This is a genomic window from Nocardia sp. CA-084685, from assembly GCF_050955785.1.
GTDB lineage: Bacteria > Actinomycetota > Actinomycetes > Mycobacteriales > Mycobacteriaceae > Nocardia.
The window spans coordinates 994,925-1,018,214 of record NZ_CP192094.1 but is presented as its reverse complement, the minus strand read 5'-3'; the positions used below and the strand labels follow the sequence as shown (position 1 = coordinate 1,018,214).

Annotated in this window: 14 protein-coding genes; 3 read left to right on the top strand and 11 right to left on the bottom strand. The window is 66.1% G+C overall.

The window, feature by feature from the left end; translation table 11 throughout:
- Positions 1–11: 11 nt before the first annotated feature.
- The 10 genes from ACQP2U_RS04270 to ACQP2U_RS04225 all read right to left on the bottom strand — a co-directional run bounded on the left by ACQP2U_RS04270 (position 12) and on the right by ACQP2U_RS04225 (position 20,649).
- A complete protein-coding gene (locus ACQP2U_RS04270; RefSeq protein ID WP_433713499.1) occupies positions 12–776 on the bottom strand; it encodes an ABC transporter permease in 765 nt (254 codons plus the stop codon).
- Positions 773–1,537: an ABC transporter permease gene (locus ACQP2U_RS04265; protein WP_433713498.1), complete on the bottom strand. Its 765-nt coding sequence runs from the start codon at positions 1,535–1,537 to the stop codon at positions 773–775. Before ACQP2U_RS04265 ends, ACQP2U_RS04270 begins: the two co-directional genes overlap by 4 nt.
- The gene (locus ACQP2U_RS04260; protein ID WP_433713497.1) at positions 1,534–2,490 is read right to left on the bottom strand and encodes an ATP-binding cassette domain-containing protein; all 957 of its coding nucleotides are present in this window, start codon (positions 2,488–2,490) and stop codon (positions 1,534–1,536) included. Before ACQP2U_RS04260 ends, ACQP2U_RS04265 begins: the two co-directional genes overlap by 4 nt.
- Entirely contained in the window at positions 2,487–6,986 is a 4,500-nt protein-coding gene (locus ACQP2U_RS04255) for an amino acid adenylation domain-containing protein (RefSeq protein ID WP_433713496.1), read from the bottom strand. The genes ACQP2U_RS04260 and ACQP2U_RS04255 overlap by 4 nt, the downstream gene beginning before the upstream one ends.
- 67 nt (positions 6,987–7,053) lie before the next feature.
- Complete coding sequence (locus ACQP2U_RS04250) at positions 7,054–13,044, bottom strand: amino acid adenylation domain-containing protein (RefSeq protein ID WP_433713495.1); 5,991 nt, start codon at positions 13,042–13,044, stop codon at positions 7,054–7,056.
- Positions 13,045–13,058: 14 nt separating this feature from the next.
- Positions 13,059–16,163: a nocobactin polyketide synthase NbtC gene (nbtC, locus tag ACQP2U_RS04245; RefSeq protein WP_433713494.1), complete on the bottom strand. Its 3,105-nt coding sequence runs from the start codon at positions 16,161–16,163 to the stop codon at positions 13,059–13,061.
- Complete coding sequence (locus ACQP2U_RS04240) at positions 16,156–17,472, bottom strand: polyketide synthase (protein WP_433713492.1); 1,317 nt, start codon at positions 17,470–17,472, stop codon at positions 16,156–16,158. The genes nbtC and ACQP2U_RS04240 overlap by 8 nt, the downstream gene beginning before the upstream one ends.
- Complete coding sequence (locus ACQP2U_RS04235; RefSeq protein WP_433713490.1) at positions 17,469–18,224, bottom strand: thioesterase II family protein; 756 nt, start codon at positions 18,222–18,224, stop codon at positions 17,469–17,471. Before ACQP2U_RS04235 ends, ACQP2U_RS04240 begins: the two co-directional genes overlap by 4 nt.
- 151 nt (positions 18,225–18,375) lie before the next feature.
- Positions 18,376–19,323: a methionyl-tRNA formyltransferase gene (locus ACQP2U_RS04230; RefSeq protein ID WP_433713489.1), complete on the bottom strand. Its 948-nt coding sequence runs from the start codon at positions 19,321–19,323 to the stop codon at positions 18,376–18,378.
- 39 nt (positions 19,324–19,362) lie between these two features.
- A complete protein-coding gene (locus tag ACQP2U_RS04225; RefSeq protein ID WP_433713488.1) occupies positions 19,363–20,649 on the bottom strand; it encodes a SidA/IucD/PvdA family monooxygenase in 1,287 nt (428 codons plus the stop codon).
- A gap of 140 nt (positions 20,650–20,789) precedes the next feature.
- Here ACQP2U_RS04225 and ACQP2U_RS04220 point away from each other — a divergent pair, with 140 nt between their 5' ends.
- Positions 20,790–21,281: a hypothetical protein gene (locus ACQP2U_RS04220; protein WP_433713487.1), complete on the top strand. Its 492-nt coding sequence runs from the start codon at positions 20,790–20,792 to the stop codon at positions 21,279–21,281.
- Positions 21,282–21,404: 123 nt separating this feature from the next.
- Entirely contained in the window at positions 21,405–22,106 is a 702-nt protein-coding gene (locus tag ACQP2U_RS04215; protein WP_433713486.1) for a siderophore-interacting protein, read from the top strand.
- Here ACQP2U_RS04215 and ACQP2U_RS04210 read toward each other — a convergent pair whose 3' ends face one another.
- Positions 22,107–22,535, bottom strand: coding sequence for a MerR family transcriptional regulator (locus ACQP2U_RS04210; RefSeq protein WP_433713485.1), 429 nt, complete (start codon positions 22,533–22,535; stop codon positions 22,107–22,109).
- 28 nt (positions 22,536–22,563) lie between these two features.
- Here ACQP2U_RS04210 and ACQP2U_RS04205 point away from each other — a divergent pair, with 28 nt between their 5' ends.
- Positions 22,564–23,253: a methyltransferase domain-containing protein gene (locus tag ACQP2U_RS04205; protein ID WP_433713484.1), complete on the top strand. Its 690-nt coding sequence runs from the start codon at positions 22,564–22,566 to the stop codon at positions 23,251–23,253.
- The last annotated feature ends 37 nt before the right edge of the window (positions 23,254–23,290 follow it).

Here is a 23,290-nt window from a genome sequence, read left to right as displayed (position 1 = left end):
CAGTGGACTCGTCAGCCCTGCGCTGCCTTGCGGTAGCCGCGGACCGCGAAGGCGCCGAAGACCAGGGCCAGCCCCGCGGACCAGGCGATTGTCTGCAGCAGCGCAGTGGCGATGGGACCACCGATCATGCAGCCGCGCATTGCCTCTATGGCGCAGCTCATCGGCTGGACGCGCACCACCGGCTGCAGCCAGCCCGGGTAGTTCTGCACAGGCACGAATCCGGAATTGAAGAACATCCCGAGCAGCACGAGTGCCGAGAACAACTGCACGACTTTGTCGCCCGCCTTGCTGACGCCGACCGTGATCACCATGGTGGCGAAGCCGGGAATCAGCAGCACCGGAGCGGCGAGCGCGCCGAGCACACCCGGCCAGCCCTGCTCGAAGCGCAATCCGAGCGCCACGCCGAGGGCGACCACGACGACCGTCGCGATCAGCGTGCGTCCGCATTCGGCGAGCAGTCTGCCGATCAGTCCGGCCGCGCGGTGCACCGGCAGCACCCAGATGCGCCGCAGCAGACCGCTTTCCCGCTCCGCATAGAGTGACAGGCCGGTTCCCATGGCGCCGTACATCGCGCCGGTGACCGCGATCATCGGGACGAAACCGTAGATGGCATCCACGCCGGAGGATGCGCTCAGGAATTTGTGGAGCACCAGTTGGTACATCAATAGCAACAGCACCGGCAGGATCAGCGTCGAGGTCAGCACCTCCTGCTCGCGCGGCCAGCGCCGCAGCAGTCGGCCCGTTTCGACGAAGCTCTGGTCGATCAGTGCTTTCACGGCCGCCGCCTTTCCACCGAGACCGATATCGCGGTGAAGGCCACGATCAGAGCGAGAATCCAGATCGCCGCCACGGCGACGGCCGAGGTGTATTCGCCGCTCGCGAGATCACGTAGGGCGGCAGCGGCCTGGGATACCGGCTGATTGCGGACGAAGGGCTGAATCCAGCCCGGAAAGCCTTCGACCGGAACGAAACCCGTGGACATCATGATGAGTAGCAATTGCGGTGCCAGCAGCGCGGACGCGCCGATTTCCGGCTTGCCGGTGGCCGCGCCGAGTGTGTCGGCACCGATCACCAGTGCCACAGCGAAGGTCAGCGACAGCACGATGAAGATGAGAGCCGCTGTGCCACTGTGGAATCGGAATCCGAAGATCGTGCCGATAATCAGCGCTCCAGCGAGTCCGGCCAGCGCGCGAACCAGATTCGCGGACATCCGGGCGGCCAGCGGGACCCAGGGTGTGACCGGCATGGATCGCATGCGAGTACCCATGCCGCTGAAGGTGTCTCGGGCAGCGCGATCGCCCGCCGACATGGCGGTGAAGAACATCCCCTGCAGCACGATTACCGGCAGCAGGTACTGGGCGTAGTCCGCACCGGCCTGCTCCATCGACTTGCGCAGCGGGACATAGAAACAGACGAAGAAGATCATCGGCGCGACGAAACCGAAGGGCAGATCGCCCTCACGGATCGCAGCGCGCACGGTGCGGCCGCTCAATGCGGTCCATTGCATTCCGGCCGGAATGGCGACTGATTCGGTCATGCGGTCACCAACCCCGGTTCGTCGGTGGTGAGCTTGATGAAGACCTCATCGAGTGACGGTCTGCGCAGGGCGATATCGATGAGTTCGATATCGGCATCGGTAATGCGGCGCAACGCTTCGGCCAATGTGGCGGCACCGTCTGGAGCCGGAAGCGAAACCCGGTCCTTGGATTCGGCGACCGTCACCGTGCCGAGGTCGTCCAGCGCGGTGACCACGGCGGGCACGTCACCGGCATCGACCGGAACGACCTCGCAGTAGCTCGAACCCGAGTGGGCCTTGAGTTCGTCCGCGGTGCCCTCGGCGATCACGCGGCCCTTATCGATGACGATGATGTTGTCGCTCAACGCATCCGCCTCTTCGAGATACTGCGTGGTGAGCAGGATCGTCACCCCCTGCTCCTTGAGCGAACGCACCAGCGACCAAACTCCCTGTCTGCTCACCGGATCCAGGCCGGTGGTGGGTTCGTCGAGGAAGACGACCTTGGGCAGGCGCACCAGGCCGCAGGCGATATCAATGCGTCTGCGCATACCGCCCGAATAGCCGCCGACACGACGATCAGCCGCCTCGATCAGATCGAACTGTTCGAGCAATTCCGTGGCCCGGAGCTTGGCCTGCTTCGGACGCAGACCCATCAGGCGACCGAAGAGGACGAGGTTCTCCCGGCCGGTCAGCACCTCGTCCAGGGCCGCGTACTGGCCGGTGAGCATGATGGATGCCCGCACAGCGGCGGCCTCGCGCACCACGTCGTGGCCCGCGACCAGGGCGCGGCCCGCATCGGGCTTGGTGAGCGTGGACAGGATGGAGACCGTGGTGGTCTTGCCCGCGCCGTTCGGTCCGAGTACGCCGAGCACACTTGCGGTCGGCGCCGAGAAACTCAGGCCGCGCACGGCATGGACGTCGCCGAAGGACTTGCGGACGTCCTCGACCACGATGGCGTTTTCGATCGCGTTCATCGTTCTCCTGGAGTTGCGCTTGGTATGGCGGCGGCCACCGCGGTGATGCAGCGCTGCCAGATAGTGGCGAAACGGTCGATCTCGGTGGCCTCGAAAAGCGCGTCGCTCCAGCGGAACAGGGTGGCCAGCTGGGGGCCGTCGGCGCTCGGATAGACAGCGACGACGAGGTCGAGCGCGTAGCGCAGCGGCATATCCGGTTCAGGGGCCACCGGAAGCCGTTGGTGCAAGGTGAGATCGGTGATGGGGGTCCATGGGCCTGCTGTTCCCGCCGGGAGATCCATACGGCCCAGGTAGTCGAGCATTACTTGCGGGTCTGCCTGCGATTCGGTGTCGCCGTAACGGAGCAGGCCGTAGTCCAAACCCTTGTTCGGGACACTGGCCAGCTGTGCTGCAACGGATTTCAGTAAGTCTGCCGCTCGGGCAGGATCATGCTCAGCGCCGGTGATGTCGAGTGTCGAGCCCACGCCGACGCGCAGCGGGTGCACGGTGGTGAACCAGCCGACCGTCCGTGATGTGTCGGCATCGTCGACGATGGCATCTTCGCGGCCGTGGCCCTCGAGGGCGACCAGTGCGCCGGTTGAGTCGTCCTGGTCGCGTTCGGCTCGCCAGGTGGTGAGCGCGATTGTCAGTGCGGTGAGCAGCAATTCGCGCATGTCTAGGTCGGCGCCGAGACCATCGAGGATGCGGCCGGTGGTATCGATCGGCGTGAACGATGGGGTGAGGCGGTAGGCGGACCAGGTGTCGCGGGTCGGATCCGGATGGCGTAGGCCCAGTTCCGGATCGGGGCCGGTCAGTTGGTCGGACCAGAAGTCGCGTTGGCCTGCTACTTCCGGTGCGCCGCGGCGCTTGTCGAGCAGTGCGGCCCAGCTGCGATATCCAATGAATTCTGGTGCGACAGTGGGGGTTTGCCCTGCCGTGAGTTGCGACCATGTGTCGGCGAGATCCGCGAGGATAATGTGCCAGGAGACCGGATCCACGGCGAGATGGTGGATCGATAGCAGCAGCACATCGGGGCCCACGAAGCGGACGGCCTGAATCATGGTGCCCGTCTCCGGATCGATGCGGTCGATCGCCGCTCGCGCATGCTCTTCGAGGACCGGGCCCAAGTCACCGAAGACCCGGACCTCGTGCAGAATATCGGCGGCGCGCACGCTGCCCTGCGCCCTGGTTTCGAAACCGGTTGTCGACAGCTGGCCACGCAGCATGTCGTGACCGTCGAGGAGTGCCTGCAGCACCGCTTCCAACTCGGCCCGATCCGCCTCGGCGGGCAGCGATACCAGTGTCGAGAGTGCGAGTCTGCGGAAGCCGCCGTACTCGAACATCCAGGACATGATCGGTGTCGGAACTACCGCGCCGATTTCGTCCGGGGCGTTATCCTGTTGTGTCGCACGGGAATCGATGGCTGCCGCCAAATCGCGGACGGTGGGATTGGCCATGACCATGGCGGGGCTGACCGAGAGTCCAGCCCGTCGCACCGCGTTCACCAGGGAGATGGCGACAATGCTGTCCATGCCGAGTTCGATGAAGTCGTCGTCGATGCCCGGTGTGGTACCGCCCAGTGTCTCTGCGAGCGCGCGGCACAGGGTTCGCTCGGTATCGGTGCTCGCCAGAGTGCGCTGAGCGGAACTCCGCAGTGCCTCCAGTCCCCGAGCGTGCAGAGCGCGGACGTCGAGTTTGCCGTTAGGGGTGACCGGTAGCTCGGGCAGCGCAAGGACCCGCGCCGGAACCATATATGCGGGCAGGCGCTCGGCGAGTCCGGCACGCAAGTTGGCCGAATCAGCGGTGACCGCGAAGGCGACGAGACTCGGCCCGCCCGGGCGCCGCACAACCAGCACAGCGCCCGCACGTACCTGCGGTAGTTGCAGCAAAGCCGTTTCGATATCGCCGATTTCGATTCGGTACCCGCGGATCTTGACCTGGTCATCGGCGCGGCCGAGATACGCCAGATCGCCATTCGGCGACTGCCGCACCAGATCACCCGTACGATACATGCGCGCGCCGGGTCGGAAGGGGTCGGCGACGAAGCGATCCGCCGTGATCGCCGCCTTGCCGATATAGCCGCGCGCCACCTGCGCACCCGACAAATACAGCTCACCGACGACACCGCGCGGCACCGGCCGCAGCATGGCATCGAAGACGTAGGCGCACATGCGATCCACCGGTCCGCCGATCGTGGGTTGGGCACTGCCCGGCTCGTTGCGGCCGGTATTCACGGTCGCGACCACCGCCTCGACCGTGGTCTCGGTGGGTCCGTAGCAGTTGTAGACCGCGGTGCCCGGCAGCGCGCGCAGTTGCTCCCACATGGACGAACCGATCGCCTCGCCACCGAGGGCCAGCACGGTCAGCCGCTCACCATCGACCAGACCGGCGGCCGAGAGCTGGGTGAACATGGACGGCGAAGTGTCGATCATATCGATCTCGTGCCGGACGATGCCGTCGACGAGGCCCTGCGCATCACGCATTTCGGTCTCATCGAACAGGTGGACGGTGTGGCCGTCGAATAGGCCGATCATGGGCTGCCAGGAGGCGTCGAAGCTCAGCGACCAGGCGTGTGCGATGCGCAGTCGGCGACCGAGACGGCTCACTGCCGGGCGGTAGACGCGGTCGCGGTGGTCGGTGAAGTAGCTGGTCAGAGCGGCGTGGGTGCCGATGACACCCTTGGGTTCGCCGGTCGAGCCGGAGGTGAAGATGAGGTATGCGGCAGTATCGGGAGCGACCGGATGGTAGGGCGCGATGGTGTGGTGCGCGATTCGTTCGGCTACGGCGGGATCGTCGAGTACCAGGACCGGGTGTGTGGTTTCACCGAGCAGGTCTGCGGACTCCCGCACCGTCAGAACGAGTTTCGGGTCCGCTTGGCGCAGGATGGATTCGATGCGTGCTGCCGGTGCCGAGATATCCACCGGCACATAGGCTCCCCCTGCTTCCAGTACAGCGAGGATCGCGATGATGGACCGTGCGGATCGCGGTAGCGCCAGGGCAACAACGGTTTCCGGACCGATGCCGCTGCCGGTCAGCTCATGTGCCAGCCGCCCAGCGGCCGCACGCAATTCACGATAGGTGTAGCAATCCCAACCGGTGCGCAGGGCGATCGCATCTGGAGTGCTGGCCACCTGGGTGAGGAAGAGCTGGTAAACCGTGCCATCCGCGCGGTCCTGCTTCGCGACGGCGACTTTCTCAGCGGCCAGCAGCAGGTCCAGCGCATCGGGGCTCGAATCACCATGATCGGGCAGCTGACGCAGCACCGACAGGATCCGTTCACCGATATCACCCACCGGGAAGTGGGGCAGCGCTTCGGCAATCGCCTCGAGCATCACGACGAGCGTGCCGTCGTTCAAATGCGACACCACCGAAAGCGGATAGTGCACCAGACTCTCCATCGCCACCGGCAGGAACCGGGTGCCGCTCGCGGTGACGATCGGATCGGTGGCCGCGCCGATGGGTGCATTCTCGAAGACGAACAGCACATCGAACAGCGCACCGTGCCCGAGCGCGCGCTGAATAGTCGACAGGCTGACATAACCCGCATCCCGCATGGCCGCCGATTCGCGCTGTAGCTGCGCACATTGCTCGGTCACGGTGCGAGCCCGGTCGATGAGGACACGCGCGGGCACCGTATTGATGAACAGTCCGATCATGGTTTCGACGCCGGGCAGCGCATCCGGACGGCCGGAAATGGTGGTGCCGAAGACGACATCGCGTCGATCGGTGAGCCTGCCGAGCACGACTGCCAGGGCGAATTGGACGACCGTGCTCATGGTCAGGCTGTTCGCACGTGTCCACCGCACCAGCCGTGCGGATTCGGCGTTATCCAAACTGAATCGGCTGCGGCGTGGAATCGCCGCGCCGACTTCGGTTGCGGTACCACCGGCCAGCATGAGCGGACCGCTCAGCGGCGCGAGGTATTCGCTCCAGCTGCGGGTGATGGCGGCGGTGTCCTGCGCGGCCAGCCAGCCGATGTAATCGCGGTACGGCCGCGCCGGTGCCAGTGAATTCGCCTGTCCGCCAGCCTCGTACACCGCGATCAGCTCGCGGAAGAACAACGCGACCGCCCAGCCGTCCATCAGGATGTGATGCGCGGTCACGATCATTCTGCGCCGCTCGCCGGGCAGGGTGACCAGCGTAATGCGCAGCGCGGGACCGCGAGACAGATCGAACCGCCGCTGCCGGTCGGCTTCGGCAATGGCATCGAATTCCGCGGGTAACGCGGAAATTTCGAACCAGGGCAGATCCACCCAGGTCGGCACGATCTGCACCGGCTTGGGTAGATCCTTATCCCAGAACGAGGCCCGCAGATTGGCGTGCCGCTCCAGGATGACTTCGGCGCTGCGACGCAGCATCGGCACATCGATCGGACCGCCGATATCGATGACGAACTGCATCGTGTACAGATCGACCCCGTCGGCTGCCAACCGCGCCAACGAGAACAGCCCCTCCTGTAGTGGGCTGAGCGCGAGCACATCCTCGATTTCGGCCGGGACGCTCCGGTCCACCGTCATCGCAACGCCTTTCGGCCCGCAGTCATCGCAACGCTGCTCGTCCCGAACGCTCGGAAGTAGTCGCCCCTCATTGCGACTGCTTCCATGCCGCGCCCAAGGTGGCCAGCGCGTCGGAGCTGAGGCCGGATACGCTCATCGCGGCATGCTGGTGCTGAGCAGGTGGTGCCGTATCGGGCTGGCCGTCATCGCTGTTCGCCTGGGCTGCCGCACCGAAGGTGTCGCCGATGGTCGTGGTCACCCCCGCCGTCACCGCCTCGTCGACCGCGGCCGCGAGCTCGGCAATGGTGATGTGCTCGAAGACCAGCTGTGGAGACAGCGGAAGGCCGAGCTGATTGGCGCGTGTCGACCACTGAATGGAGATCACACTGTCGCCGCCGAGCGCGAAGAAGCCATCCTCGGCAGTGACATCCTCGATCTCCAGCAACTCCTCGAGGATCGCGATGAGCTGCCGTTCGGTCTCGGTGTGCTCGGCATCGGGCGATGATGTGCTCGTACTGGTTTCACCGACGCGATCGGTCCTGAACACCAGTCGCCCTGCGGTGTCCCAACGCGCCAACTGCTGCGTGCGGAACAACCGGGCACCTGGCAGGTACGGGTCGTCGATGAACGCATTTGCCGCCTCCTCGACATAACCCTGAGCAAGTCCGGCACCACCGACGTACACATCGCCGTCAACGCCGGGCGCAACCGGTCGCAGGGCTTCATCCAGCACCAATACCCGCGCCCCCGGAATGGGACGCGCACGTGCGCTCCCGTCGACCGCACCGCGTGCCACCGCGCCCGCGTACTGCGGAATCCGGAAGTCGAAGGTCGCGACCGAACCGGCCGCCAGCGCCGGCAGTAGGTCGGGAAGCGCTGCGGGCCAACCGGTTCCGATGATCTCCCAGCTGCGCACCGACGGCAGCATGGAGACGCCGGTCTGCACGAACCGCGACAGCGTGACGGGCTCGGCAACCACATGGGTGACCGAATACGTAGCGATCAGCTCGACCAGCGCGACCGGATCTTCGCGTTGCTGTTCGGTGGTGAGGATCAGCGTCGCCCCGTCGACGAGCGCGGCCAGCAACTCGACCTCGATCTCGGAACCCGCCCAGGGGATGGCAACGAGTCGCACATCTGCCGAACCCGTCGCCCGGTCGAGCGATGCGCCGCGGCGATCGGCGGCAATGGCCCGTCGATCGGCGACCGCGGCGGCTATGGCCTCCCGGCCCAGCACAACGGGCGAAGCCGAAATGGTCCCACCGGTATTCGCTATCGTGTCCAGTGCGGCGAGCCGTCGCACCACCCCGGCCGCCGAAACACCTTCGGGCACCTGTGCCACGCCTCGATCGAGCCGTTCGAACAGCTCGCCATAGGTGAGTGTCTCGGTACCACAGCGCAGCGCGATCCGATCGGGTGGAACGCCGCGACCACGCCGGATCAGCTCGGCAAGGCCGGGCAGCCAGGACAGCTCCACACCGGTGGCCCATTCACCGAGGACCCGCTGCCGCTCGGCCGCGGGCATGATGTCGAGTTCACCGACGGTGCTGTCCGGGTTATCAGCAAAGGCCGTGAGAACGCGAAGCATGCGCTGCGCGAACAACGCCCCGGTCGCAGGATCGTACAGATCGGTATTCACGATGACGCTGGCATCGAAGCCGCCGTCGGACCCCGCGAAGAAATTGATGCTGAGGTCCAGCAGCGAGGTGTCGAAGTCCAATGGCAATACCGTCAGTGCGGTGTGCGCGTCCAAACCCTGACCCGTGCCGTCCCAGTTCTCCTCACGGAAGTGCATCATGGCCTGGAACAGCGGGTTCCTGGATCGGGACCGGACCGGATTCAGTGCGTCGACCAGGCGTTCCATCGGAATGTCCTGGTTGCTGTACGCGCCGAGTGCGGTATCGCGGGAGCGCTCCAGCACGGTCCGCAGCGTCGGATCGCCGGATAGGTCATTGCGCAGTACCACCATATTGGCGAGCAGGCCGACCAATTCGGCAGCGGCCGGATCGACTCGACCCGCGATCGGCGTGCCGAGCGGAATATCCACCCCCGCACCGAGTTTGTGCAGCAGCGTCGCGACCGCGGCTTGGTAGAGCATGAACTCGCTGCCTCCGCTCGCCTCGGCGAGGGCTTTCAGCTTGCCGCGCAGTGCCGCGGGCACGGCGAACGGCACCACATGCCCGTTCTTGCCGAGTACGGCGGGGCGCGGGCGGTCCAGGGCGACATTGATCTCGGCGGGCAGACCAGCGAGGGTGTCGCGCCAATAGTCCACCTGCGTGCCGAGCGTCTCGACGACCTCGCGCTGCCACAGCGCATAGTCGGCGTACTGAACGTCCGGGGACGTCCAGTCCGGAGCAGCGCCTGCGATGCGTGCACGGTAGGCGGTGCCGAGATCGTCCAGAATCGTCCGGAACGACCAGTGATCGGCCACCAGATGGTGAACGAGCAGTGACAGCACATGCGTCTTGGCGCCCAGCATGAAGACTCGCGGCCGAATCAGCAGCTCGGTAGCGACTTCGAAGCAGTGACCACCCGCTGCCGCGAGTTCGGAGCGCAGTTTTCCTGGATCGTAGAGCTCCGCCACCGGCACATCGATCGGACCGGCGGGCAGCACCAATTGGTATGGGACACCGCCGTTCTCGGGGAAGACAGTGCGCAGCACCTCGTGCCTGGCAACGACGTCGGCGAGCGCGGCAGTCAGCGCATCGAGATCCAACGGACCATCGACCCGCACCGCGAATGGAATATTGCCGATCGCACTCGACCCCTCCAGCTTGCGCTGGAACCACAGTGCGAGCTGCGAGTACGACAGTGGAATACGCTCGGGCCGTACGCGTTTCAGCAGCGGCACGGCCGATGTGCTGCGCGCCGGCGTGGTCTCGATGAGGGCGGCAAGGCCCGCGACGGTCGGTGTATCGAACGGTGCGCGCACATCGATCTCGACACCGAACTCGGTGCGAATCCGCACCACCAGACGGGTGGCCAGCAGCGAATGCCCACCGAGTTCGAAGAAGGAATCGTCCGCGCCGATCTGCTCGCGGCCGAAGATCTGCGCGAACAGACCGGCGAGGCGGATTTCGGTGGCCGTGCTCGGCTCCCGGTAGCGGTGCGCGGTGGCGCGTTCCGGATCCGGCAGCGCGCGACGGTCGAGTTTGCCGTGCACGGTCAACGGGATTTCATCGATCACCGCGAAGGCGCTGGGCACCATGTACTCCGGCAGCGTCGCGGCGGCGTGCCTGCGCACCTCGTCGATATCGAGCGTCGACTCCGAAAGTCCGTTGGCCGCAACCACATAGGCGGCGAGCATCGCACCGACCGCGGCATCATCGACCGCGATGACGACACAGTGGCCGACCCCCGGATAAGACGCGATGGCCGCCTCCACCTCGCCGAGTTCGATCCGGAAGCCACGCACCTTGACCTGCTCATCGGCCCGGCCGACGAATTCGATCTCACCATGGGCATTGCGCCGCGCTAGATCTCCGGTCCGATACAGCCGAGCGCCCAGCGCGAACGGATCGGCGACGAACCGCTCCGCCGTCGAACCACGCCGATTCAGGTATCCGCGCGCCAATTGCGCTCCACCCAAATAGATCTCACCGACCACACCCGATGGCACCAGCTGCAGCGCCGCATCCAGCAGATACACCGTGACGTTCTGATTCGGCACACCGATCGGCACGATCCGAGTGCCCTGTGGGCCTTCCACATTCATATGCGTGGCACACACCACGGCCTCGGTCGGACCGTAATGATTTCGCAGCTCGGCATCGAAGACACCGGCGAACTTGTCGGCCACCTCACCGGGCAGCGCCTCACCGCCCACCGGAACATGCCGCAGCGCACGCCATTCGCTCACCTCGGGCAGCAGCAGGAAGGTGCTCAACATCGACGGCACCATATGCAGCACCGTGACCCCGCAGCGGGTGATCAACTCGGCGACGTACGGAATATCGCGGAAGGCATCGGGTTTCGGGATGACCAATCGGGCGCCGAGTGTCAACGTCACGAAGATATCGAGCAGGGAGGCATCGAAGCTCACCGAAGAGGACTGCAGCAGCCGGTCCTCGGCGGTCATACTCCATTCCGCGACAAAGCCCGCGAGATGTTCGGCGATCGCGGCATGAGGTACCGGTACACCCTTGGGCTTTCCGGTGGATCCGGAGGTGTAGATGACGTACGCGAGGTGGCCGGGCAGCAGCGGCCGCACGCGGTCCGGATCGCCGGGATCGGTGTCGGGGAGTCCGACGGCCGCGGATTCGGCGGCATCCAGCTCGTCCCGACCGAGCACCAGCCGGGGTTGCGCGTCCTCGACCAGGTAGTCGATGCGGTCCTGCGGATAGGCCGGATCGATGGGTAGATAGGCCGCACCGGATTTGAGCACACCCAGCACCGCGACCACGAACTCCACCGAATTCGACAGCCGCAGCCCGACGATGTCCTCGGTACCGAGTCCACGCCCGATCAGCCAGTGCGCCAATCGATTGGCGCGCCGATTCAGTTCGGCGTAGCTGAGTTCGGTGTCGTGTTCGGCGGGGGCGACGATGGCGAGCGCGTCGGGCGTGGCCGCGACCTGGTTTTCGAAGAGCGCGACCATCGTGGTCGGTTCGGCCGCGACAATCGGGCCGTGCGACAGCGCGAGGATCGCGGCGCGATCGGCCGCTCCGAGCATATCGATATCACCGAGCCTGCGATCCGGATTCGCGAGTGCGCTGTACAGCAGCTGCAGGTAGTGACCGAGCAGCTGTTCCACCAAGGCGCGGTCCAGATCGGCGATCCGGTATTCGGCCTCCAGGTAAGCGCCATCGGCTTCGGTGACAACGGTCAGTCCCAGCGGAACCTGCGCAACCACACTGCCGAGGTCGAGCAGTGTCGCCTCGACCCCCGCCAGGTCGAAACCCTCTGCGCTCCTGCGCATTCCGAAGCCGAGCCGGACCAGCTGTTCCAACCCGTCCCGGCCGCCGATGCGATCCGGATTCGCCTCGCGCACAACGCGATCGATTCCGACATTCTGGTGTGCGAAGGCACCGATACAGGTGTCGCGAATGGTGTCGGTGAAGCGAGCGAAGGTGTCCTCGGCGCCGATGGTGGCGCGCAGCAGTAGCGTATTGCCGAAGTAGCCGATCAACGATTCGGCGGCATCGCGGCGCACCGTCACCGGGACCGACACCAGGAAATCCGTTGCCGCGGTGTAGCGGTGAATCACCGCGTCATACGCGGCCAGCCACACCATGAACGGAGTGGCGCCGTGCGCACGCGCGAACGCTTCCACGCGCCCGAGGAGCTCTGCGGGCAGCGGCAAGGTACACCGATCGGACTGCTTGGCCGCAACCGTGGCCACCGTGGCCGGACCGGGGAGTTCCAGGGACTCCGGCAACGGGCGCAGGGCCGCGCGCCAGTAGTCGATATCGGCGCTGTCGGTGATATCGCCGAAGACCGCGACGTCGACGAATTGCGCACGGGCAGTCTGTACCGACTCGGCGCGATAGGCGGCATTGAGCTCGGTGAAGAAGACGGCCCACGAGTCGTCATCCCAGCTGATGTGATGTGCGACCAACAACAATGCGAACTCATCGCCACCGGTGCGCACCAGACTGACACGCAACGGCGAGTCGGTCGCGAGATCGAACGGTCGGCCGAATTCCCGACGGGCGAGCACTTCCAGCCTGCGTGCCCGGCCCGCCTCGGGCAAATCGGTCAGATCGTGTGTCTGCCAGGATAATCCGAGGTCTGCCCGCACGACCTGGTACGGCTCGCCGCTCTCGTCGAGCCCGTAGGTGGTGCGCAGAATGTCGTGGCCGCTGACGACGGCCGCGAGCGCATCGCGCAGCCGCGCCTCGTCGAGCGCACCGGTCAGCCGGTAGGCCACACAGATATTGAGGGTGGTGTCCTCCGGGTCGCGGGTCTGCAGAAACCACATGCGACGCTGACCGGCCGACAGCGAGTGACGCTCACCAGGTTTTGATCGCCGAATGGTCGCATTTTCGGAAGTTGGTGCGGCTAGGCCTCTTTCGGCCAATCGCTGGCGCAGCAGCGCCTTCCGGCGGTCCAGCACGCTGGCCGCCTCGTTGTTCGACATCGTCAATCCCTCGCCTAGACGTTGCTGTCGGCCATCAGGCGCACGACGTCGTCCAACGACGCGCCGCCCAGAATGGCCGCCACCGGAAGATCGCGGTTCAGTTCGGCCCGCACCCGCTTGCGGAAGTCCAACGCCTGCAGTGAATCCAGGCCGAGCGCCACCAGTGGCACCGAGCTATCGATGGCGTCGAGCCCATCGGCGCCCATCACCTTGCCGAGTTCGATGCGCACCTGATCGGACAGTGAACCGGTGGGCCGTGGCGTGGGGGCTACCACCGGCACCGCCGTCGGCTCGATGACCGGAGCAGAGCGCGGCACTCGAGCGAGCACGTTCGTGAGCAACGGACCGAACCCGAGCGCCGAGATGAGGGCATGCACCTGGAACCAATCGGCCGCGGCGACCAGCCGGTTGCCGGGTCGACCGATTTCGGCGTACTCCGACATTCCCACGGCCAGCGCGGCAGCCGCATCCATCGGAACCACCCCGGCCGCGGTCACCCGGTCCAGTCCGACCGCATGCAATGGTCCTTCGAGATCCCAGATACCCCACTGCACCGCTGTGGCATTCGCGCCCGCCGCGCGCAGTCGCTGGGCGAGGGCATCGAGCATCCGGTTGACGGTGGCGTAGAGGATCTGTCCTCGACCGCCGAACGTCGCGGCCGCCGAGGAACAGATGATGATCCGGCAGCCCTCGGTCATCGGTAGCACACGCAGCAAAAGGTCGGTGCCGACGATCTTGGAACCGCCCATCTCCCAAACCTTTTCGGCGGTGATATCGGCGAGTTCGGCGCCGACATAGTTCACCGCCGCATGCACCAGCACGCTCACCGGCCGATCGGCCTGCGCATCGGCGAACCGGCGCACCGCGTGCTCGTCGCTGACATCGCATGCGACGACCACGACCTCGACATCGCTGATCTCCCGGATCGAACGCACCCGGGCCGCAGTGGCATCGCTCTGCCCCGAACGGCTCAGCAACGTGATCCGCCGAGCGCCGCGCTCGGCGAAGTGCGCACCGAACTTCAGTCCCAGCGTGCCGGTGCCGCCGACGATGACGACATGGTCGAGCTCATCGGATGCTTCGCCGAGCGCGGACTCCTGGTCCACCTCGAGCCGCTTGGCATATAGACCGCCCGCACGCAACGCCAGTTGCGGTTCGTCCTTGGTGTGCAGGGCTCGCACTATCGCGGCGGCCTGCGCGGGGTCGGCATCGTGCGCGAGGTCCAGGTGCCGGAACGCGGTGCCGATGTATTCCATGCCGATGCAGCGGAACCCGGCCGAGATCGCGCCGTGGAACAGGTGTGGCACGGCATCCTCGGCCACGACGGATTCACCGCCGATGGTCAGCACCCAGCATTCGGTGACGGTCGAGTCGATGGCGGGTAGCCACCGCGACTCATAGAACTCGGCCACCGCACGAAGGGCGGCGGGCCCGTCCATATCGGGGAGTTCCGGCAGCAGTACCACAATGGTGTCGCGGTCGCTGTCGGGTCGATTCGGATCGAAAACCGTGGCGTCGCCCCCATGGTTGTACGCCGCGCTGGTCAGCGCCGCTGCCAGTTCGGCGCATCGGCCGGTGGGGTCGACGATCAGCAGCGTGCGCGGCGCGGCGAGTGCACGTCGCTCCAGCCGCACCCAGCTCTCGGCCAGTCGCGTCGGGTACTCCCCCGCACGGTGCGATTCGATGCCCACCGATCGCGGCCGCTGGGCCGGGGTGGCGGATCGGTATGCGGCCCAGAGCCGTTGCGGGTTGAGCACCGTATTCGGGAAATCGCGCAGCGGCAATGGGACAGTGCCGGAATCGGAATCGATGCGCAGCGCGTCCCATGAATAGTTGAGGTCGTGCACCGCGACCGTGGCCACGTTGCGCGTGAACTCCGTCAGCCCGGTCGCGGTGCGCAGCGACGTGCCGAGCACCTGAAGATCGCGCGGCGGCAGCCCCGGATCATGTGGCACCAGGGTCAGGTTCTCCTGCGCCGCCAGTTGCAGCATCGGATGTTCGGACACCTCGATGAAGGTGTCGATGCCGTCGGTAGCGGCCGCCACGATGGCGCGATCGAAACGGACCCGGTTGCGCAGATTCCAGTACCAGTACTCATCGTGCTGCAGATCCGGCGTGATCGCCGCGCCGAGGGTGGCCCCGTAGCAAGGTATATCGGTATCGGTGAAGTTCGGATCGCTCATCTCCGCGCCGAGGAAGGCCTCGAACTCCGACCGCACTTCGGCCACGATCGAGGTGTGTGCCGGATAGGCGACCCGGATCTCCCTGGCGAACTGGCCGTTCGCGGTGGCGGTCGCGACCATATCGACAATGGTTTCCCGGTCGCCGGAGATGGCCAGAATGTGCGGCGAGTTGACCACTGACAGCTCGGCCCACCCGGAGTGCCTGGCCAGCAGCGCCTCGCAGGCGTCGCGGTCCATACCGAGGACGGCCATAGAGTAGCCGCGCGGCGAGATCCGCTCGACCAGCCGGGCGCGGTGCGTCACCGCGAGTACCGCGTCGCGGCGCGTCATCACACCCGAGACCGCACCGGCCGCCAACTCCCCCTGGCTGTGCCCGATGGTGGCGGCGGGCAGCACACCGACGGCACGCCACATGGCGGCCAGACCCGCCATATGAAACATCAAGGCGGGCTGCACTTCCCAGATGGCATCGGCGTATTCGCCCTCGTTCCCGAGCAGATAGTGCAGCGGGCTGACGTGGCCGAAGCGCTCCCGATGGATCTCGGCGCAAGCATCGATCTCGGCACGGTAGGCCGCGGAAACCTCGTAGTACAGCGCGCCCATGCCCGTCCGCTGGCTGCCCTGACCGGGAAAGACCAGCCCGATCCGGCGAGCGGTCGCGATGCCGTCCGTCGATACCACCGACGGGTGCGCGACGTCTTGGGCGACCGCCCGCATCGCGTCGAGTAGTTGCGCGTGATCGGTGACCATCGCCAGCGCCCGCCGCCGACGCGCGATCCGCGTGCGAAACAGCATGTCCGCCACCCGATCCGGGGTCACTTCGGGATGCCGCTCCAGATATCCGAGAATCGCCGCCGCCTCACCGCGCAGCCCGTCGGCCGTATCGGAGGACAGCAGCACCGGGACGGTTCCGTCCGGAAGTCGGTATTCAGGCATCGATATCCTCCAGCAGGGGCATGGCCAAGATCGCGTGCGCATTGGTGCCCGCGACGCCGAACGAGGAGACGGCACCGTATCGCCCGCCACCGATCGGGTCCCAGGGTTCGAGTTTCGTGGCCAACCGCAGACTGGTGGCCTCCCAATCCACCTCGGTGGTCGGATTCTCCGCGTAGAGGCTCGGCGCGATCTGACCGTTCAAGCCGCACAGCAGCACCTTGATCAGGCCGAGCACCCCCGAGGCGGCCTGTGCGTGGCCGATATTCGACTTCACCGAGCCGAGTCGCGGGCCATCGGTGCCGCGGTCGAGGCCGCCGTAGGACTGTGCGAGAGCGGCCAGCTCGAGCGGGTCGCCGACCGGCGTTCCGGTGCCGTGTCCCTCGATCAGGCCTATGTCATCCGGCCGAACTCCGGCCGCCGCCAGGGTTTTCTCGATCAGCCGCTGCTGTGCCGTCACACTGGGTACCGCGAGCGGTGCCCCCTTGCCGTTGTGGTTCAACCGGGTGGCGAGCACGCGGCCATAGATCCGATGGCCGAGTTCACGTGCGCGCGATTCATGTTCGACGACGACCACTCCCGCGCCCTCACCCCACAAGGTGCCGGTCGCGTCGGCGGCATAGGAGCGACAGTGTCCGTCGACGGCGAGCGCGTTGTTCTTGGCGAACTCGAAGAATGCCGCGGGCGAACCCATGACACAGACGCCACCGGCCAGCGCCCACTCGCATTCACCGGCGCGCACGGCGTTGGCAGCCAGGTGCAATGCGGTCAGCGACGATGCGCACGCGGTATCGGTGGTCAGCGACGGCCCGATCAGTCCGAGACTGTGCGAAATCCGACCCGCCACCGCGCCGAGGGCCGTCCCCGTGGCCCGATATCCGGAGTACTCGGTGACCACACCGGACTGCGGCCCGTACTCATTGATGGACGCACCCATGAAGCAACCGACCTCGGCGCCGTCCAGCGCCCCCGGATTGATGCCCGCATTCTCCAACGCCCGCCAGGCCACCCGCAGCGCGACCCGCTGCTGCGGATCCATCGAAATGGCCTCGCGCGGGGTGATACCGAAGAACATCGGATCGAATTCGGTTGCCGCCGAGAGGAAACCACCGGCATCGGCAACTCGACCCCATCCTTCAGTGCGGTGCAGCGCGAGCAACTCCTCGATCGGCCATTCCCGATTGCGCGGGAACGGTCCGATGAGTTCCCGCGATTCGGCCAGCACCGACCAGAAGTCGGGCAGTGTCTCGATACCGCCCGGCGCCTCGACGGCCATACCGGAGATGACGATCGAGTTCATTTCCGCACTCATCCGACGCGGTCCAGTTCGGGCGCGAGTAGTTCCGCGATACCGGCGGCATTGTCGTTCAAGTAGAAATGTCCGCCGTCGAAGATGGTGACGTCGATTTCCTGTGCGCTGTGCTTGGACCAGTCGTACAGCTCACGCGGCGTAATGAGGTGATCCTCGGCACCGCCGAGCACGTGAATCTTGGCCTGCACCTGGACATCCACCGGGCAGGTATAGGCATCGAAGGCCCGGTAATCGGCCTTCACCACCGGCAGCGCCATCCGCATCACCTCGCGGCTGCCGAGTACATCCGCGCCGGTGCCCTCCAACGCGCTGAGGTGGTCGAGAATCTGCTCATCCTGGGTCGGATGCGGCGGCAGGTCCACGGCCCGGCCCGGTGAAACAGCGGCGGACGGCGCGAGCAACCGCACTTCGAGTCCGGCCGCCTCGGCATTGCGCACCAGTTCGAAGGCCACCATCGCGCCCATGCTGTGGCCGAAGACCGTCAGCGGGAGACCGCGATTGTGTTCGGAGCTAAGGAATTCCGCGAACGCACCGGCGGCGAGTTCGGGCAGCGTGGCGAGTGCCGCCTCGCGGGCCCGGTCCTGGCGACCCGGGTACTGGAAGATCAGGACGGTGAAGTGTTCGCTGAGCACCTTCGAGAACGCGCGGTAGGTGGACGCGCCGCTACCCGCGTGCGGGCAGATCAACAATGGCGGGCACTCGACGGAGCGGGGCCGGTGGAATTGCCGGATCCATCCGAGATTTGCTGGCATTTCTTGACTCCTGCGCTCCCGCCGGACGCCCCGGCGCAATGGTCGCGCCAGGCATTCAATCGGCGGCGTACAACACCCCCCGGCTCGCTGCACTGATCTGTGGTTACTTCTGAACGGTCGCCCAATATTAGCGTAGCCTACCCTAACCCGTCTAGGCAGTCCCTTCGTGACCGGCGAGATAGCCACCGCGGGTGAAGAATTCCGCGGCCGAATGCTCGGTGCCGTCCGCGGCGCGAATCCGGGTGAGCACCAGGCCGCGATTGCGCCCGCGATGCGCCTCCGGACCGCAAACCACCGCGCCGCCGCCCTCCTGCACGATCACCCGACCGGGCGTCCCGCCGTAGCGCGCCTCCGAAACCGCCGCCTCGAGCACCTCGATCCGCTCACCGCGGTAGTAGGTGAACGCGCGCGGATACGGCTCGGACAGTGCGCGCACGAAACGCTCCAGATCGACGGCGGACCAGGTCCAGTCGATGCGGCTGTCTCGCTCGGAACGCTTGTGGAAGTACGTTCGCTCGGATTTGCGCTGCGGCTTCCATTGCGCGGTACCGGTTTCCAGGGCCTGCAGCGCTTCTTGCAGCGCACCGGGGATGAGTTCCATACCGCGCAAAACCAATTCGGTGCCGGTATCGGTGGGGCCGATGGGCAATGCGCGCTGCACCAAAATGTCGCCGGTGTCCAAGCCCTCGTCCATCCGATGCACGGTCAGGCCCGTCTCGGATTCACCGCTGATCAGCGCCCACAGCACCGGCGAGAAGCCGGTGAACTTCGGCAGCAGCGAATCGTGCAGATTGAGGGTGCCGTGCGGGGGCAGGTTGTAGAGCTCGGCAGGCATCCAGGTGTACCAACTGTTCACCACGATGACATCCGGTTCGGCCCGCTTCACCAGGTCGATGGTTTCGGCATCGGCCCGTTCGGTCAGGTGCACCGGAATACCGTGCTCGCGGGCGAGTTCCTCGACCGAATCCGACCAGATCCCCTTGTAGGAATCCGCACTGGCCGGATGGGTGACCGCGAGCACGACCTCGTGCTCGGAATCAATCAATGCCTGCAGGGTGCTGCGGCCCCAGGTCTGGAAGCCGAACGAGACGATGCGCATGAAACCTCACCTAGATGAACGGGGGAACTCGGGGCCCGATCAGCCCAGTCGGGCGGCCGAGCCTCGCCGCGCACCGACGACCTGACGCGCCGGGGCGGTACGCAATACCCGATCCGAAAGTTCGCCGAGGCAGCTGAGATTCGGGAACCCGGGCCCCTGCGCGATGGCCGCCATATTCGGCAGATAGAGCTTCGCGTCCAGTCCGGAGACCGCCAGGTCATAGCCGATCGCGGCCTCCAGCCTGACCTGGTTCAGCGGACCGCCGACGGCGAGTTCGAGCAGATCGGCGGCATCGGAATCGAAGAGCTCCAGGAACCACAGCGGCTGCCCGCCGGTCGCGTCGACCACCAGATCGAAGTTGTGCGCCTGATCCGGGCGGCGGTCGTTGCGCAACGTCACGGATACGCCGTCGCCCTGGTCGGCGACCCGCACGACCCGCCCCTGCATATGGTGCACGCGGTTGTCGCCGATCACGCTCTCCTGCACACGCACCGAGAAGACGCCGCGGTCGGTGCGCCGGATGACATCGCGACGCTCGTCCATGCTCAGCGCGTTCCATTTGGTCGGATCGCTGAAGAGCGCATTCTCGAAATAGCTTTCGCCGCGGGTGTAGATGGTGGCCTTGGGCGTGATCACCGAAATGGTCAGCATGTCGTGGCGGACCAGCTCGTCCAGTGCCGAACCCGCGGTTTCGCCGCCGCCGATCACCGCGACGCGTGAGGAGACCGGCAGCGCGCGTTTGCCTGCCAGGTTCCAGAATTCGGCAATGCTGAGCACCCGCGGGTGTTCGGCCAGGGCACGGCCGCTGTGGCCCGGACCGGTGATCATCAGTGCGTCCGTGTCGATTTGGGTGGTCACACCATCGGCGTCGGTTACCGAAACCAGCCAGCCGTCGGCCGCCGCGGCGACCGAATCCACTGACGCGAGGACCAATTCGAGATCGATCGCGCGGGCAACCCACTGCAGGTATTTGGCCCAGACGTGGTGGTGTGGGCTCGGGCGGCCACGGTCGATCCATTCGGCGTAGGTGCCGTGCTCGACCAGGAACGAGGTCCAGCTGTAGGCCATCATCGCCTCGTCGATGGCCCGGTTGTGCCCGCGCGCCCAGGTCGAGTGGTACGGGAATCCGATGTCCTTCTCCGGACTCGTACCGAGCCGGTGCTGCCCGTCGGTCCAGCCGCCGCTCGGTAGCCAATTGCCGCCGACGGCATGGGCCTCGACGACGATCACCCGTGGGGCCGCCAGCCCCAACTTTCGCAGGACGTGCGCTTTCGCGGCCACCGCAAGGGCTTTCGGCCCTGCTCCGACCACCAATAGTGTGTCCACGGTTCTCCTGCGTTCGATCTGGCGGTAGTCAGGGTCACCTAACTTCCGACTTTCATCTTTGCATAGGCTTACCTTATATTGCACTGTAGTGCCAGTCCTCGACCGGCACACTCCCGGCAGATGAACGATTGGATGATCCGATGCTCAGCACCAGAAATAGGCCGGTGGCGCGCCTTGCCACCGCGGCGTTTTCGCTCGCCGCGGCCGCCGCGATCGGCGCATTCGGCACCGTCGCCACCGTGGCCCCCGCCACCGCCGCGCCCATCGGCGCACCGATGCGGACCGCCACCCCCGGCCTCGGTGAGCTGAAGGCCAAGCTGCAACTGGTGCTGAACACCGGCGCTTCGCGCTCCGCCCGCGCAGCCGAACTCGAGGCGGGCGAGGCCGGTCTGCCCCTGGTCGACCAGGTCGGTGGCGTCATGGCCGCGGCCCCGCCGAGCTTCCGCTGGAATGTCCTCGGCCCGGTCAATGTTTCCGGCGATCTGCTCACCGCCCAGCTGACCACCGCCATCGACGGCTGGGACCCCTGGTACTTCGACCTGTCCTGGAAGCAGATCGACGGCACCTGGAAGCTGACCCGAGAGGCCGAATGCACCATCGCAAGCGTCGCGATGCTGCCCTGCGACCTGTAATCGCCTGCGGCACGCGCGAGTTGGCCCCGAGGTTGCTCACTGCCTCGGGGCCACACGGCCATTCGGAGTCGTTTCCACCCACACCCCACGACATCAGAGTTTGTTTAGGCTAACCTTAGCCGCATGGGTAGAGGCTTCGAAGGGTTGATGCTGAAGGCGTGGCGTGCCGAGGATTACCGGCTCACGGTGACCTCGACCGAGTACATCAGCGACAAATACCTGCGGCTCGGATTCGATGCGGGCGGACTACTCGCCGATCATCCGGTGCACCCGACGCAATGGGTGCGGCTGTGGATTCCGAATGGTGAGCGCGAGCACCAGCGCGGCTACACGCTGGTCGATCCCGATCCGGATGGGAACAAGTTCTCGATCGAATTCGCGGTACACCACGGCCCCGCCTCGATGTGGGCGCAGCAGGCGTCCGTCGGCGACCAGATCGATGTGTCGGTGCTCGGCTCGGATTTCCAACTGCCCGAACCACTCCCGAGCGAGTTCGTCATCTTCGGCGATACCGCATCGCTGCCCGCCATCAATTCGCTGCTCGACGCGATCGGCGATGTACCCGCCCGGGTCTGGCTGGAATGGCAATACGAATCCGATACCGGGCTCCCGGTCCGCAATAAGCCGCACCACGAGGTGAAATGGGTGCAGCGGATCGATAACGGTCGGCTGTTGCGCGAGCAGGCCAATGAAATGCAGTGCCCGAAGGACGCTTTCGCCTGGGTCGCGTGCGACGGCCACACCACGCGCTCGATCGTCAAGGCACTGAAGACCACTCATGGTCTGCCCAAAACCGCGATCAAATCCCGCGCTTATTGGAAATAGTCACACCGTTCGGTCAAGCGCATCCAGGAACTCGGCGTCCGCCGCGGTACCGGAAGCGGGCCGCAGTCGATCAGCCAGCAGCCCCTGGAAACGCGGGCACGTCATGATGTCGTCGTACGGGCATTCGCCTTCGAGCATGTCGAGTGCGGCCTGTGCTCGGGCGATCCGTGCCAGCAGCCGCTCGCGATGGCGGACCGTCACCTCGTGGCGCGCCGGTGCGGACCGTGCGGCCAGCATCGTGCGGATGTCGGCGAGCCCGAAGCCCGCCTCCTTCGAGATCAGGATCGCCGCCACCCGGTGCAGGTCCGCGTCGGTGTAGCGGCGGCGGTCACCTGCGCGGGCCGGTGTCAGCAGTCCTTCGGCCTCCCAATATCGCAGTACATGTGTCGGCAACCCGAACTGGGCCGCCACCTCACCGATTGACTTCATGTCGACATTAAGTCGCACACTGACGGCCATGTCTACGTTGCTCACTCTGCTCGACGCCTTCGACGACCTACCCCAGGTACGCAACCTGCGAGAACACACCTACAACGCATTGGGCGACACCGTTGTCGACGTCGGCTGTGGGAGCGGGCGCGCCGTCGGTGAGTTGGCCGCGCGCGGGGTGCGGGCCATCGGCATCGACCTCGACCCGGCCACGATCGAGATCGCCGGCCAGCGCTGGCCCGCGGGCGAGTTCCATATCGCCGACGCCACCGCGTTGCCCCTCGATGACGGCTCGGTCACCGGCTACCGCGCCGATAAGGTTCTGCACACCCTCGCCGAGCCCGAGCAAGCCGTCGTCGAGGCGCGCCGGGTCCTGGCGGGCAACGGCCGCGCTGTGCTCATCGGCCAAGACTGGGACACCTTCGTCATAGACTCCGACGATCCCGGACTCACCCGCACGCTGGTCCACGCTCGCGCGGACGGTATGCCCAACCCACGGGTTGCCCGGCGATACCGCAATCTCCTGCTGGACAACGGATTCGTCGACGTTACCGTCGAGGTCCACACGATCGTGTGGACAGACGCCGCGGCCCTGCCGGTGCTCGCCAATATCGCGGGAGAAGGTGCCTGGCTCGACGACCAAGCCGCCAGGGCGCGCACCGATCGACTGTTCGTCGCCGTCCCGATCTTTCTCGCCTCCGGGACGCGCGCCGGTTGAGTACCGGTTCGCGGTCGTTCGGGAAATGGCCTGCCGT

Bases quoted from the DNA above. Each gene is read 5' to 3' on its own strand.
- ACQP2U_RS04265 (WP_433713498.1), bottom strand. From the start codon at position 1,537: ATGACCGAATCAGTCGCCATTCCGGCCGGAATGCAATGGACCGCATTG.
- ACQP2U_RS04260 (WP_433713497.1), bottom strand. From the start codon at position 2,490: ATGAACGCGATCGAAAACGCCATCGTGGTCGAGGACGTCCGCAAGTCC.
- ACQP2U_RS04255 (WP_433713496.1), bottom strand. From the start codon at position 6,986: ATGACGGTGGACCGGAGCGTCCCGGCCGAAATCGAGGATGTGCTCGCG.
- ACQP2U_RS04250 (WP_433713495.1), bottom strand. From the start codon at position 13,044: ATGTCGAACAACGAGGCGGCCAGCGTGCTGGACCGCCGGAAGGCGCTG.
- nbtC (WP_433713494.1), bottom strand. From the start codon at position 16,163: ATGCCTGAATACCGACTTCCGGACGGAACCGTCCCGGTGCTGCTGTCC.
- ACQP2U_RS04240 (WP_433713492.1), bottom strand. From the start codon at position 17,472: ATGAGTGCGGAAATGAACTCGATCGTCATCTCCGGTATGGCCGTCGAG.
- ACQP2U_RS04235 (WP_433713490.1), bottom strand. From the start codon at position 18,224: ATGCCAGCAAATCTCGGATGGATCCGGCAATTCCACCGGCCCCGCTCC.
- ACQP2U_RS04230 (WP_433713489.1), bottom strand. From the start codon at position 19,323: ATGCGCATCGTCTCGTTCGGCTTCCAGACCTGGGGCCGCAGCACCCTG.
- ACQP2U_RS04220 (WP_433713487.1), top strand. From the start codon at position 20,790: ATGCTCAGCACCAGAAATAGGCCGGTGGCGCGCCTTGCCACCGCGGCG.
- ACQP2U_RS04215 (WP_433713486.1), top strand. From the start codon at position 21,405: ATGGGTAGAGGCTTCGAAGGGTTGATGCTGAAGGCGTGGCGTGCCGAG.
- ACQP2U_RS04210 (WP_433713485.1), bottom strand. From the start codon at position 22,535: ATGAAGTCAATCGGTGAGGTGGCGGCCCAGTTCGGGTTGCCGACACAT.
- ACQP2U_RS04205 (WP_433713484.1), top strand. From the start codon at position 22,564: ATGTCTACGTTGCTCACTCTGCTCGACGCCTTCGACGACCTACCCCAG.